At 72.2% G+C, this 13796-nt stretch carries 12 protein-coding genes; 11 read left to right on the top strand and 1 reads right to left on the bottom strand.

Going from position 1 to position 13796, the window contains the following annotated elements:
- Window positions 1-52: 52 nt before the first annotated feature.
- The 8 genes from ACFVDP_RS04540 (at window position 53) to ACFVDP_RS04505 (ending at window position 8071) form a co-directional block, all read left to right on the top strand.
- Window positions 53-1168: a sugar ABC transporter substrate-binding protein gene (locus ACFVDP_RS04540; RefSeq protein WP_383483072.1), complete on the top strand. Its 1116-nt coding sequence runs from the start codon at window positions 53-55 to the stop codon at window positions 1166-1168.
- Entirely contained in the window at window positions 1165-2682 is a 1518-nt protein-coding gene (locus ACFVDP_RS04535; protein ID WP_383483069.1) for a sugar ABC transporter ATP-binding protein, read from the top strand. The genes ACFVDP_RS04540 and ACFVDP_RS04535 overlap by 4 nt, the downstream gene beginning before the upstream one ends.
- A gap of 94 nt (window positions 2683-2776) precedes the next feature.
- Entirely contained in the window at window positions 2777-3733 is a 957-nt protein-coding gene (locus ACFVDP_RS04530) for an ABC transporter permease (protein WP_383484335.1), read from the top strand.
- A gap of 28 nt (window positions 3734-3761) precedes the next feature.
- Window positions 3762-5117, top strand: coding sequence for an L-fuconate dehydratase (locus ACFVDP_RS04525; RefSeq protein ID WP_383483066.1), 1356 nt, complete (start codon window positions 3762-3764; stop codon window positions 5115-5117).
- A complete protein-coding gene (locus tag ACFVDP_RS04520) occupies window positions 5114-5884 on the top strand; it encodes an SDR family NAD(P)-dependent oxidoreductase (RefSeq protein ID WP_383483064.1) in 771 nt (256 codons plus the stop codon). The genes ACFVDP_RS04525 and ACFVDP_RS04520 overlap by 4 nt, the downstream gene beginning before the upstream one ends.
- A 5-nt stretch (window positions 5885-5889) precedes the next feature.
- Complete coding sequence (locus ACFVDP_RS04515; protein WP_383483061.1) at window positions 5890-6903, top strand: aldo/keto reductase; 1014 nt, start codon at window positions 5890-5892, stop codon at window positions 6901-6903.
- Window positions 6900-7214 (top strand): L-rhamnose mutarotase, encoded by a 315-nt coding sequence (locus tag ACFVDP_RS04510; RefSeq protein ID WP_361549338.1) that lies wholly within the window; start codon window positions 6900-6902, stop codon window positions 7212-7214. Before ACFVDP_RS04515 ends, ACFVDP_RS04510 begins: the two co-directional genes overlap by 4 nt.
- Complete coding sequence (locus ACFVDP_RS04505) at window positions 7211-8071, top strand: amidohydrolase family protein (protein WP_383483056.1); 861 nt, start codon at window positions 7211-7213, stop codon at window positions 8069-8071. The genes ACFVDP_RS04510 and ACFVDP_RS04505 overlap by 4 nt, the downstream gene beginning before the upstream one ends.
- Here the strand turns inward: ACFVDP_RS04505 and ACFVDP_RS04500 are convergent.
- Complete coding sequence (locus tag ACFVDP_RS04500; protein ID WP_383483053.1) at window positions 8032-9441, bottom strand: lipase maturation factor family protein; 1410 nt, start codon at window positions 9439-9441, stop codon at window positions 8032-8034. The genes ACFVDP_RS04505 and ACFVDP_RS04500 overlap by 40 nt on opposite strands.
- Window positions 9442-9548: 107 nt before the next feature.
- On the opposite strand from ACFVDP_RS04500, the gene ACFVDP_RS04495 reads away from it, so the two are divergent.
- From ACFVDP_RS04495 to ACFVDP_RS04485, 3 genes are read left to right on the top strand one after another with little or no spacing between them, the layout of a single operon-like run.
- Window positions 9549-10799 carry a DUF6777 domain-containing protein gene (locus tag ACFVDP_RS04495; protein WP_383483050.1) on the top strand — a complete coding sequence of 417 codons (1251 nt, stop codon included), beginning with the start codon at window positions 9549-9551 and terminating at the stop codon, window positions 10797-10799.
- A gap of 47 nt (window positions 10800-10846) precedes the next feature.
- A complete protein-coding gene (locus ACFVDP_RS04490; RefSeq protein ID WP_383483047.1) occupies window positions 10847-12907 on the top strand; it encodes a SpoIIE family protein phosphatase in 2061 nt (686 codons plus the stop codon).
- Between the two features lie 16 nt (window positions 12908-12923).
- Window positions 12924-13784 (top strand): Fpg/Nei family DNA glycosylase, encoded by an 861-nt coding sequence (locus tag ACFVDP_RS04485; RefSeq protein ID WP_383483044.1) that lies wholly within the window; start codon window positions 12924-12926, stop codon window positions 13782-13784.
- Window positions 13785-13796 lie beyond the last annotated feature (12 nt).

Below are 13796 nucleotides of genomic sequence, written 5' to 3'. Positions count from 1 at the left end.
ACGGGCAGGAACCGGCCCGTCCCCCTGACCTCCGGAGCCGAGGAGCGGTCCGATGACTGGCACCACGAAGGGCACGAAGAGCACGAAGGGTACGAAGAGTTCAAGAGCCGCGACGAGGTCGGGCGGGCGGACGGTGCGCGCGGCGGCCGTCGCGGGCTGCATCGCCCTCGCGCTGAGCGCCTGCGGCAGCACGAAGGACACCGCGGCCGGTTCGGGTGGGTCGGGCGGCGACGGCACCGGCAAGGTCGGGGTCATCCTGCCGCTGCTGACCTCGCCGTTCTGGCAGTCGTACAACGACTACGTGCCGAAGATGGCGAAGTCCGAGGGCGTCGACGCGCTGAAGACGGTCAATTCCAACAGCGACCCCTCGCAGCAGATCACCGACATCAACAACCAGCTCAACCAGGGCGTCAAGGGTCTCGTCGTGGCACCGCTCGACAGCGCCGCCGTCGCCGCAGGCCTCGACCAGGCCGAACGCAAGGGAGTACCCGTCGTCGCCGTGGACGTCGCCCCCGAGAAGGGCAAGGTCGCCATGGTCGTGCGCGCGAACAACGTTGCGTACGGCGAGAAGGCCTGCGACTACCTCGGCGGACAGGTGAAGTCCGGCAAGGTCGTGCAGATCATGGGCGACCTCGCCTCCGTCAACGGACGCGACCGGTCCAAGGCGTTCCGCGACTGCGTGAAGAAGAAGTACCCGAAGCTGAAGGTCCTGGAGATTCCCGCCAAGTGGGAGTCGGACACCGCCGCCTCCAAGCTGGACACCCTCCTCAACGCCAACCCCGACATCAAGGGCATCTACATGCAGGCGGGCGGCGTCTACCTGGCGCCCACCCTGCAGACCCTGAAGGCCAAGGGGCTGCTCAAGAAGGCGGGCGCGGCCGGGCACATCTCGATCGTGTCGAACGACGGCATCCCGCAGGAGTTCGACGCCATCCGCAAGGGCCAGATCGACGCGACCGTCTCCCAGCCCGCCGACTCGTACGCCAAGTACGGCATGTACTACATCAAGGCGGCGATGAAGGGGAAGACGTTCAAGCCCGGGCCGACCGATCACGACTCCACGATCGTCAAGCTCCCCAACGGCATCCTGGAGGACCAGCTGCCCGCCCCGCTGGTCACCAAGGAGAACGTCGACGACCCCAAGCTGTGGGGAAACACGGTCAAATGACGTCTCCCACAGCGCCGTTGGTCGAAGCCGACGGCATCGCCAAACGGTACGGGCCCACGGTCGCCCTCGCCGACGGCCGGCTGACCGTGCGCGCGGGCGAGTCCCACGCGCTGGTCGGCCGCAACGGCGCCGGAAAGTCCACCCTCGTCACCGTCCTGACGGGCCTTCAGGCGCCGGACGCGGGAACCCTGCTGTTCGACGGCGAGCCCGCGCCGGCGCTCGGCGACCGCGCGGCCTGGCGGGCCAAGGTGGCCTGCGTCTATCAGAAGCCCACCGTCGTGCCCGAACTGACCGTCGCCGAGAACCTCTTCATCAACCGCCAGCCCGAGACCCGGTACGGCTTCTTCAGCTGGAAGAAGCTGCGCGCGGAGGCCGACCGGCTGCTGCGCACCTGGGACATCCGTGTCGACCCCGACGCGCGCACCGCCGACCTCAAGGTCGAGGACCGCCAAATGGTCGAGATCGCCCGGGCGTTGAGCGGCGGCGCCCGGTTCATCGTCCTCGACGAGCCGACCGCGCAGCTCGACAACAAGGAGATCGAGCGGCTCTTCGCCCGCATGCGGGCGCTCCAGGAATCCGGCGTCACCTTCCTCTTCATCTCCCATCACCTGCAAGAGGTCTACGAGGTCTGCCAGACGGTCACCGTGCTGCGCGACGCCCGCTGGATCACCACCGCGCCCGTCGCCGAACTGCCGCGCCCCGCCCTGGTGGAGGCCATGGCGGGGGAGGCGGTCGCGGAGCAGGCGGCCGCCGCAGCGGAGGCGGTCGTCGAACAGGACGGGGTGGACGCCCCGGTGGTCCTCTCCGTCGAAGGGCTCACCTCCGACACCTACGCCGATGTCGACCTGACCGTCCGCCGCGGCGAGGTCGTCGGCCTCGCCGGGTCCAGCGGCAGCGGCAAGATCGCGCTCGCCGAGTCACTGGCCGGACTGCACACCCCGGCCTCCGGCACGGCCCGGATCGACGGCGCCGAGCTGCCGTTCGGCGACGTCTCCGCCGCCCTCGGCGCCGGAGTGGGCTGCGTCCCCCGCGACCGGCACGACCAGGGCCTCGTCACCGGCATGACCATCGGTGACAACGCCACGATGTCCGTCCTCGGCCGCCTGGGCCGGTACGGATTCGTCGGCACCGACCGGCGGCGTACCGTCGCCCGGGACCTGATCGACCGGCTCGACATCCACGCCGAAGGCCCCGACCAGCCCGTCTCCGACCTCTCCGGCGGCAACGCCCAGAAGGTCGTCATGGCCCGCGCCCTCGCCTCCGAGCCGCACCTCCTCGTCCTCATCAACCCCACGGCCGGCGTCGACGTGAAGTCCAAGGAATCGCTGCTGCGCCGCGTCGACAGCGCCCGCGACGACGGCACCGCCGTGCTCGTGGTCTCCGACGAGCTGGATGATCTGCGGCGCTGCGACCGGGTGCTGGTGCTGTTCCACGGGCGGGTCGTCGCCGAGCATGCGGCGGGCTGGTCCGACCATGAACTCATCGCCTCCATCGAGGGAGTTGACCGTGACTGATGTCAGGCCGCGGGGCTCCGCCCCGGACCCCGCTCCTCAATCGTCGCAGAGGCTCGAAAAGCCCCCGACCGCCGCCCCCGCCGCCAAGGCCGTCCTGCTGCGACGCGCCCGCGAACTCGCCCTCGTCCCGGCCCTGTTGCTGATGCTCGTCCTGGGCTCGGTGCTCAACGACGCGTTCTTCACCGAGGCCAACCTCATCTCCATCCTGAGCGCGTCGGCCGCCATGTCGATGGTCGTCCTCGCCGAGTCCCTCGTCCTGATCAGCGGCAAGTTCGACCTGTCCCTGGAATCGGTCGTCGGCATCGCACCCGCGGTCGGCGCGCTGCTGCTCCTGCCCGTGGCGCAGTCCGGCTTCGGCACCGAGTTCCCCGCCTGGCTGGCGATCCTCGCGATCCTCGTCGTCGGCGCGGCCATCGGCGCCTTCAACGGCGTACTGGTGGTGAAGCTCAAGCTCAACGCCTTCATCGTCACCCTCGCCATGCTCATCATCATGCGTGGTCTGCTGGTCGGCGCCACGAAGGGCAAAACCCTCTTCGGACTGCCCGACTCGTTCTTCGCCCTGGCCACCACCACGTTCCTCAAGATTCCGATGTCGGTCTGGGGCGCCGGCGCCTGCTACCTCGTCGCCGGCCTGCTGCTCAAGTACCACCGCTGGGGCCGCTCCCTGTACGCCATCGGCGGCAACCGGGAAGCGGCCCGCGCCGCAGGCATCCGGGTCGACCGCGTGATGCTCGGCGTCTTCGTGCTCGCCGGAGCGCTCGCCGCCGTCGGCGGCATCATGCAGACCGGATACGTGGGAGCCATCGGAGCCAACCAGGGCAACAACTGGATCTTCACCGTGTTCGCCGCCGCCGTCATCGGCGGCATCAGCCTCGACGGCGGCAAGGGCTCCCTCCTCGGCGCGCTCACCGGCATCCTGCTCCTCGGTGTCGTCAAGAACATGCTGACCATGGCGCAGGTGCAGTCCTTCTGGATCGACGCCATCTACGGCGGAATCATCCTGCTCGCGCTGATCATCGCCCGCCTCACGTCCGGCAGAGCCCAGGACTGATCTCCGCCCCCGCCCCGAAAGGCAGCCCGTGCCCCCAACCACCGCTCGCGTCACCGCCGTCGACACCTTCGACATCCGCTTCCCGACCTCCCGGGAACTGGACGGCTCCGACGCCATGAACCCCGACCCCGACTACTCCGCCGCCTACGTCGTGCTGCGCACCGACGCCGCCGACGGACACGAGGGGCACGGCTTCACGTTCACCATCGGCCGCGGCAACGACGTCCAGGTCGCCGCGATCCACAGCCTGCGCCACCACGTCGTCGGCCGCTCCGTCGACGAACTGTGCGCCGACCCGGGCAGCCTCAACCGCGACCTGATCGGCGACAGCCAACTGCGCTGGCTGGGGCCCGAGAAGGGCGTGATGCACATGGCGATCGGCGCCGTCGTGAACGCGGCGTGGGACCTTGCGGCCAAGCGCGCCGGGAAGCCGCTGTGGCGCCTGCTCGCCGACGCCGAACCCGCATGGCTGGTCTCCCAGGTCGACTTCCGCTACATCGCCGACGCCCTCACCCCCGAACGGGCCCTGGAACTGCTCACGGCGGGCCGCGAGGGCGCCGCCGAGCGGACGGCGGACCTGCTGGCGCGCGGCTACCCCGGCTACACCACGTCCCCCGGCTGGCTCGGCTACAGCGACGACAAGCTCGGCCGGCTCGCCCGCGAGGCCGTCGCCGAGGGCTTCACCCAGATCAAGCTGAAGGTCGGCGCCGACCTCGACGACGACATCCGCCGCTGCCGCACCGCACGCGAGGTCATCGGTCCCGACATCCGGATGGCCATCGACGCCAACCAGCGCTGGAACGTCGGCGAGGCCATCGAATGGACCCGCGCGCTCGCCGAGTTCGACCCGTACTGGGTGGAGGAACCCACCAGCCCCGACGACGTCCTCGGCCACGCCGCCATCCGCCGCGCCGTCGGCCCCGTCAAGGTCGCCACCGGCGAACACGTCCAGAACCGCATCGTCTTCAAGCAGCTCCTCCAGGCCGGCGCCCTCGACATCCTGCAGATCGACGCGGCCCGCGTCGGCGGCGTCAACGAGAATCTGGCGATCCTGCTCCTCGCCGCCGAGTTCGGCGTGCCCGTCTGCCCGCATGCGGGCGGCGTCGGCCTGTGCGAACTCGTCCAGCACCTGTCGATGTTCGACTACGTCGCGCTGTCCGGCACCACCGAGGACCGCGTCATCGAGTACGTCGACCATCTCCACGACCACTTCACCGACCCGGTCGTCATGACCCGCGGCCACTACACGGCGCCCACCGCACCCGGCTTCTCCGCCACCATGAAAGCCGGATCCATCGCCGAATTCACCTTCCCCGACGGCGAGTTCTGGGCCCGCGACCGCGCCGGGAACCACGATCCGCACACGAACGGAGCCGCAGCATGAGCGACACCACCTTCAAGGACTTCACCGGGCTCAAGGCCCTCGTCACCGGCGGCGCCTCCGGGCTCGGCCGCGCCACCGCCGAACTCCTCGCCGCGCGCGGCGCCGACGTCGCCGTCCTCGACCGGGACATCACGGGCGTCGACAAGCCGCTGCGCGGATACGCCGCCGACGTCACCGACGACGAGACCGTGCGGGCCGCCGTGGCCGCCGCCGTCGCCGAACTCGGCGGGCTCGACATCCTGGTCAACAACGCGGGCATCGGCGCCCAGGGCACCGTCGCCGACAACGACGACGCCGAATGGCACCGGGTCCTGGACGTGAACGTCATCGGCATGGTGCGCGTCACCCGCGCCGCCCTGACCGCGCTGCGCGCCTCCGACCACGCCACCGTCGTCAACACCTGCTCCATCGCCGCCACCGCGGGCCTCCCGCAGCGCGCCCTGTACTCCGCGTCCAAGGGCGCCGTCCAGTCCCTCACCCTCGCCATGGCCGCCGACCACATACGCGAGGGCATCCGCGTCAACTGCGTCAACCCGGGCACCGCCGACACCCCGTGGATCGGCCGGCTCCTCGACAAGGCCGACGACCCGGCCGCCGAGCGCGCCGCCCTCGAAGCCCGCCAGCCCAGCGGCCGTCTCGTCTCCGCCGACGAGGTCGCGGGCGCCGTCGCCTACCTGGCGAGCCCGCTCTCCGGCGCCACCACCGGCACCGCCCTCGCCGTCGACGGCGGCATGCAGGGACTGCGGCTGCGCCCCGCGGGACAGTGACCCCGATGCGCACCCGCACTCTCGGCCGCACCCGCGTCCCCGTCACCGAACTCGGCTTCGGCGCCGCCGCGATCGGCAACCTCTACACCCCGGTCGGCGACGACGAGGCGCACGCCGCGCTCGACGCCGCCTGGGACGCCGGCATCCGCTACTTCGACACCGCCCCGCACTACGGCGTCGGCGTGTCCGAGCGCCGCGTCGGCGACTTCCTGCGGACCCGGCCCACCGCCTCGTACACCCTGTCCACGAAGGCGGGCCGGCTCCTGGAGCCCACCGGCGACGCGGGCGCCGGGGGAGACGACAGGGCTTCCGGCTTCGCGACCCCGGCCGCCCACCGCCGCGTCTGGGACTTCAGCGCGGCGGGCGTGCGCCGCTCCCTCGAGGACAGCCTGGAGCGGCTCGGCCTCGACCGGATCGACGTGGTCTACCTGCACGACCCGGACGACCACGCCGAGCAGGCCTTCGGCGAGGCCTACCCGGAGCTGGAGCGGATGCGCGGCGAGGGCCTCGTCGACGCCATCGGCGCGGGCATGAACCAGGCCGCCATGCTCACCCGGTTCGTGCGGGACACCGACGTCGACGTGGTGCTCTGCGCGGGCCGCTACAGCCTCCTCGACCAGCGCGCCCTGCACGAACTGCTGCCCGCGGCCGCCGAGCGCGGTGTGTCCGTCGTCGTCGGGGGCGTCTTCAACTCGGGGCTGCTCGCCGACCCGAAACCCGGCGCCACCTTCGACTACGCCCGCGCCCCGGCCGACCTGGTGGAGCGCGCCCTGAGCTGGCAGGCCCTCGCCCGGTGCCACGGCATCACCCTGCGGGCCGCGGCCCTCGCCTTCCCGTACGGGCACGAGGCCGTCACCGGCGTCCTCGTCGGCAACCGCTCGGCCGCCGAAGTCAACGACACCGTCGAGCAGTTCACCTCCTCGGTGCCCGCCGCGTTCTGGCAGGAGGCCCGCGAGGAGAATCTGCTGCCCGCCGACGTCCCGACCCCCACCGTCCCCGGAGAGGAACAGCCCGCGTGAGAGTCGCCCTGCACACCAAGGTCCGCGCCGACCGCGTCGAGGAGTACGAGGCCGCCCACCGCGAGGTCCCCGCCGAACTCGTCGCCGCGATCCGTGCGGCGGGCGCCGAGCGGTGGACGATCTGGCGCAGCGGCACCGATCTCTTCCACGTCCTGGACTGCGCGGACTACTCCCGGCTGCTCGCGGAACTCGACCGGCTGCCGGTGAACATCGCCTGGCAGGCCCGCATGGGCGAACTCCTCGACGTCGTCCACGACTACTCCGCCGAGGGCGCGGACGCCGGCCTGCCGGTCGTCTGGGAGCTGCCGTGACCGGGATCGTCGACGCCCACCACCACGTATGGGACCTCTCCGTACGCGACCAGGACTGGATCACCGGCCCCGAACTCGCGCCCATCCGCCGCGACTTCGGCCTTGACGACCTGCTGCCTCAGGCGCGCGCGGCCGGTGTGACGGCGACCGTCCTCGTGCAGACGGTCCCGGTCGCCGAGGAGACCCCCGAGTTCCTGGCCCTCGCCGCCGACAGCGACCTCGTCGCCGCCGTCGTCGGCTGGACCGACCTCACCCGCCCCGACGTCGCCGACGAACTCACCCGGCTGCGCCAACTCCACGGCGGGCAGCACCTGGTGGGCATCCGTCACCCTGTACAGGGCGAGCCGGACCCCGACTGGCTGCTCCGGCCCGACGTCGCGCGCGGCCTGTCGGCGGTCGCCGACGCCGGACTCGTCTACGACCTCCTGGTGCAGGCGCACCAGCTGCCCGCCTGCGTGAAGGCCGCCGCCGCGCACCCCGAACTCACCTTCGTCCTGGACCACTTGGGCAAGCCGGAGATAGCGGCCGGCCGGCTCGACCCGTGGCGCGCCGAGGTCCGCGCGCTCGCGGCGCTGCCGAACACCGTCTGCAAGCTCTCCGGCATGGTCACGGAGGCCGACCCGGCCGCCTGGACCGTCGACACCCTGCGCCCCTACGCCGACACGGTCCTGGACGCGTTCGGCCCCGAGCGCGTCCTGTTCGGCTCCGACTGGCCGGTGTGCACCCTCGCCGCGACGTACGGGCAAGTCGTCGACACGGCGGTGGAGTTGGTGGGCGGCCGCGACGAGGACGTGTTCGCGCGCACCGCCGAACGGATCTACCTCAGCCGCGTCGGCGGCAGGAACTCCCGCACATAGGTCCGCTCCCACCAGGCCCCCGACGCCCGCCGCTCGGCCCAGGTCGTGTACCGGTAGCGGAACACCCGCGCCCGCACGTACAGCGGCGGCGCGTCGGGGAACGGGCAGGTCCGCAGCAGCCGCAGCGTGTCCCGGTCACCCGCGAGCAGCCGCTCCACGAACGGCTCGAACCAGGAACGGGCGTACGCGGGCGACAGCGCGGCGAACCACATCATCCAGTCGAGCCGCAGATGGTACGGGGCGAACTGCCGTGGCATCCGGCGCGGATCACCCGGCTTGCCCTTGAACTCGTAGGCCCGCCACTCGGACGCGGGCCCCGGCTCCGGGTCCGCCGTGCCCTCCACCACGATCTCCTGCCGGACCCGGCCGACCGTGCCGAACGCCCCGTACGTGTTCACCAGGTGCAAGGAGTCGTACGAACGGTTCATGGACTGGCGCCGGGAGAGCAGATTGCGCACGGGCCGGCAGCTCAGCACCGCGACCAGGAGCACGAGCGCCAGGACCACGACCTCGTACCAGAGCGGGGCGGCGGGCAGCGCGGGCGGCGTGTGCGGGGGCGACAGGTCCAGGACGGAGGACGCCAGCACCACGGTCAGCCAGTTCAGCCAGGCGAAGTTCCCGGACAGGATCAGCCAGAGCTGGGTGACGATCATCAGCGCGGCCGCGGCGGACGCCACCGGCTGCGGCGCGAACAGCAGGAACGGCACCACGAGCTGCGTGACATGGTTCGCCGCCGCCTCCGCCCGGTGCAGCGGCCGGGGGAGCCGGTGGAAGAACCAGCTCAGCGGACCGGGCATCGGCTGCGTCTCGTGATGGAAGTACAGGCAGGTCAGCTTCCGCCAGCAGGCGTCCCCGCGCAGCTTGATCAGCCCGGCCCCGAACTCCAGACGGAACAGCACCCAGCGCAGCAGGAACAGCACGAGCACCGGCGGCGCGACGTCGTCGTTGCCGAGGAAGACCGCGAGGAAGCCGACCTCCAGGAGCAGCGACTCCCAGCCGAAGCCGTACCAGGCCTGCCCGACGTTCACGATCGACAGATACAGCGCCCAGGGCACCAGCCACAGCGCCATGGCGCCCCACAGCGGCAGCAGCCCGTCCACCCCGGCAAGGAGCGCCGCCGCGACGGCCGCGCCGCCCCACGCGCACCCCGCGAAGAACCGGTCCGAGAAGCGCAGCCGGAACACCGTCGGCGCCCGCCGCCACGGCACCCGCTCCAGGAACCGCGGCACCGGCAGCATCCCGCGCTCCCCGATCAGCGCCCGGAACTGGAGCGCCGCCCCGGCGAACGCCACCAGGTACAGCGCCGCCAGACCGCGCTGGAACACCAGGCGGCCCAGCCAGGCGGAATCGGACGCCGGGAACCAGTGCACGCCCTCAGTGTGGGCCCGCGCACCGCAGGGTTCACGACTTGCGGCTCCCGCGCGCCGGGCCCAGACATGGAAGGGACATATCGCTGGTGCACAGGTGGGAGAGCTGCGTGCGCGCACGGAACAGGACCAGAACCTACGTCACGGCCCTCGGCATATCGGCGGCCCTGCTGCTCGCCGGATGCTCCGGGGACGGGGAGAAGAACACCGCCGACGGCAAGGGCGAGCTGTTCCTCCAGCCCGTCGCCGCGCAGGGCCCCGACCCCTTCACCGACTCCACCGCGACCTCGGACGCGAGCAGCCCGCCCGTCACCCGAACGCCGCAACCCTCCCCGACCGGCACCCCCTCGGCCACTCAGCAGGGCGCCCGCGAGATCTCCGGCGCCACCCCCGGCCTCTACGGCGGCACCCACGCCCTGGGCAGCTGCGACGTCGAGGCGCAGGTCCGCTTCCTCGTCTCGGACCAGGCCAAGGCCGGCGCGTTCGCCGACGCCTCCGGGATCTCCCGGGCCGACATCGCGGGCTTCCTGCGCGGGCTCACCCCCGTCGTGCTGCGCGCCGACACCCGGGTCACCAACCACGGCTACCGCGACGGCCGCGCCACCACGTTCCAGTCGGTGCTCCAGTCCGGCACCGCCGTCATGGTCGACGGCCACGGCGCGCCGCGCGTGCGCTGCGCCTGCGGCAACCCGCTCAGACAGCCCGTCGCCCTCAAGGGCAGCCCGAGCAGGCAGGGCCAGGCGTGGAACGGCTACGAGCCGACCAAGGTCGTCGTCGTGACCCCGGCGCCGACGGTCATCGAGAACATCACCATCGTGAACGTCGTCAACAACACCTGGATCGAGCGGAAGGTCGGCGACGACGGGCACAAGGACCGCGTGGTCCCGGCGCCGCCCCGAACGCCCACCCCGACCCCCACCCCGACCCCCACGCCGAGCACCACATCTCCGAGTGCCACGTCGCCGAGTGCCACGTCACCGAGCGCGAGCGACTCGCAGTCCGAGAGCGCCACCGACACCGGCACGCCCAGCGAGTCCACCTCCAGCACCGCCTGCCCCACGGCCACCGCGACGGACAGCAGCGGCAGCCCGTCGCCGTCGCCCTGGCCGTCCGGCTGCCCCACACCCACCCCGTCGACGTCGGAGCCCACGAGCTCCGGGACGGACGTGTCACCGGACGACTCCAGCGACGTACCCACCGGTGACAGCCCGAGCCTCGACGAGCCGTCCGACACCACCGGGGACACGTCGGGCAGCGGTACGACGGACGAGGACACCGGCCCCGGCACGGTCCCCGACACCCCCGACCAGCCCGACAGCGGCGGCCTCGTCCCGGACGCCTCGGACGGCACCTCCCCGTGACCGGGCGCAGACGTGCGGCCCCCCGGACCTGCGCATAGCGTGGCTTCATGGACGCGGACAGCGGGGACGACTCGCCGCGCGGATTCCTGGAGGCCTACGGGCGGGGCTTGCGCATGGGCAGCTTCGAGTGGGACCTGGCCAGCGGTCTCATGCACATGGACAGCAACGCCCACGACGTGTTCGACCTGCTGCCGCAGGAGTACGACGGGCACCCCGAGAGCCTCGGGGTGCGCGTCCCGACCGCCGACGGAGGCCGCCTCGACGCGATCGTCTCGCAGGCGCTGAAGAACGGCGACGAGAACTACGGCGCCTACTTCCGCATCCGCACCCGCGACGGCGAACTGCGCTGGACCCACACCCGCGGCTACATCCGCCGCGACGACGACGGCCGCCCGCGCCGCATCGTCGGCGTCATCCGCGACGCCACCGACGAGCTGAACGACGCCACCGTGCAGCACGAGCGCGCCGCCCGCGCGGCCGTCCGGCGGCGCGAGACCAGCGTCGTACAGAACACCACCGCCGCCCTCGCGCACGCCCGCACCGTCCGCGACGTCATCGACGTGCTGCGCGAGACCCACGGCATCGAGCACCTGGGCGCCACCAGCTTCGTCATGGGCCTGGTGCGCGCGGGCCGGATCCATCTCGTCGCCGAGGGCCCGCGCGGCAGCTTCGTGCCGGGCACCCACGTCACCCGCGTCGACGACCCCTACCCGATGAGCGAGGTCGTGCGCACCCTCACGCCCCGGTTCATCGAGTCGCCGGAGGACTTCGCGGCCTCGTACCCGGTGCTGTGGCCGCACATCACCCACCTCGGCATCCGCTCCGCCGCCTACCTGCCGCTCATCGCGCAGGCCCGCCCCATCGGCGTCGTCGGCCTGCTCTACCACGACCGCAAGGGCTTCTCCGAGTCCGAGCGCAACGTCCTGGTCGCCCTCGGCAGCTCCATCGCGCAGAGCCTCCAGCGCGCCATGTTCTACGAGCAGGAGAAGGACCTCGCCCAGGGGCTGCAGCAGGCCATGCTGCCGCGCACCATCCCCGACGTGCCCGGCGCGGACATCGCCGTCCGCTACCGCTCCGCGTCGCTGGGCCGGGACATCGGCGGCGACTGGTACGACGTGATACCCCTGCCCGGCGGCCGGGTCGGCGCGGTCATCGGCGACGTCCAGGGGCACGACACGCACGCCGCCGCCGTCATGGGACAGCTGCGCATCGTGCTGCGCGCGTACGCCGCCGAGGGCCACACCCCCGCGACCGTCATGGCCCGCGCCTCCGTCTTCCTCCACGAACTCGACACCGAACGCTTCGCGACCTGCCTGTACGCGGAGACCGACCTGTCCACCGGCGTCGTGCAGTTCGTGCGCGCCGGCCACCTCGACCCGATGCTGCGCCGCACCGACGGCATGTGCCGCAAGGTGCCCGTCGAGGGCGGCCTCCCGCTCGGCCTGTCCGCCGAGTTCGGACGGCTCGACTACCCCGTCACGACCGTCGAGCTCGACCCGGGCGAGATGCTGCTGCTCTGCACCGACGGCCTCGTCGAACAGCCCGGCACCGACCTCGACGACGGGATGCAGGCCCTCACCACGCTCGTCGGCAACGGCCCCGCCGACATCGACCGGCTCGCCGACCGGCTGTGCGGCTCCGTCGACGAACGCGGCGGTGACGACGACGTGGCACTCCTGCTGCTGCGCCGCCGCGGCGCGGGCGCGGCCCGCAGCGGCGGCCGGCTCACCGAGCACGTGCCGCCCGGCGACCCCGAGGCCCTCACCGCGGCCCGGCACATGATCCGCGCCGCCGTCCGCGCCTGGGGCGCGGCCGAACGCGCCGACGAGATCGAACTCGTCGCCGACGAACTCGTCACCAACGCCCTCATGCACACCGAGGGCCCCGCCGTCGTCACCCTGCGCGTGCTGACCGGCACCGACCGGCGGCTCAGGGTCGACGTCGAGGACACCTCCAGCGCCCTGCCGCGCCGCCGCGAGGCGGGCGAGGACGGCGTCTCGGGGCGCGGCCTGCTCCTCGTCGACCGGCTCGCCGACGTGTGGGGCGTGGAGGCGCGCGGCGTGGGCAAGTGCGTGTGGTGCGAGTTCGTCGTGCGGGCCCGCGGCTGACAGGAGGAGGAACCCCGTGCCGGAACTGCCCGAGGTCGAGGCCCTGAAGGACTTTCTCACCGAACACCTGGTGGGGCGCGAGATCGTGCGCGTGCTGCCCGTCGCGATCAGCGTCCTGAAGACGTACGACCCCGGGCCCACCGCCCTCGAGGGCCGCACGGTCACCGCCGTCGCCCGGCACGGCAAGTTCCTCGACATCGACGCCGACGGGCTCCACCTCGTCACCCACCTGGCACGGGCGGGCTGGCTGCACTGGAAGGACCGCCTCCCCGACGGCCCGCCGAAGCCCGGCAAGGGCCCGCTCGCCCTGCGCGTCGCCCTCGCCACGGGGGAGGGCTTCGACCTCACCGAGGCCGGCACCACGAAGAAGCTCGCGGTGTACGTCGTCCAGGACCCCGCCGACGTCCCGGGCGTCGCCCGCCTCGGTCCCGACCCGCTCGCCGACACCTTCGACGAAGAGGCCTTCGCCGCGCTGCTCGACGGTGAACGGCGCCAGATCAAAGGGGCGTTGAGGGACCAGAAGCTGATCGCGGGCGTGGGTAACGCCTACAGTGACGAAGCCCTGCACGCGGCCAAGATGTCCCCCTTCAAGCTGGCCGCCACCCTCACCCCCGACGACGTGCACACCCTCTACGAGGCGCTGCGCACCACCCTCACGGACGCGGTGGAGCGCTCGCGCGGGGTCGCCGCGGGCCGCCTCAAAGCCGAGAAGAAGAGTGGCCTGCGCGTGCACGGCCGCACCGGCGAGCCGTGCCCGGTCTGCGGCGACACCATCCGCGAAGTCAGCTTCAGCGACAGCTCGTTGCAGTACTGCCCGACCTGCCAGACGGGCGGCAAACCGCTGGCCGACCGCAGGATGTCACGCCTGCTGAAGTAGGCGTCGGCGACA

The sequence above is a fragment of the Streptomyces sp. NPDC057694 genome (genome assembly GCF_042799415.1).
Classification (GTDB): Bacteria; Actinomycetota; Actinomycetes; order Streptomycetales; family Streptomycetaceae; genus Streptomyces.
The sequence above is the reverse complement of the archived record's forward strand: the minus strand, read 5'-3'. Positions and strand labels throughout refer to the sequence as shown.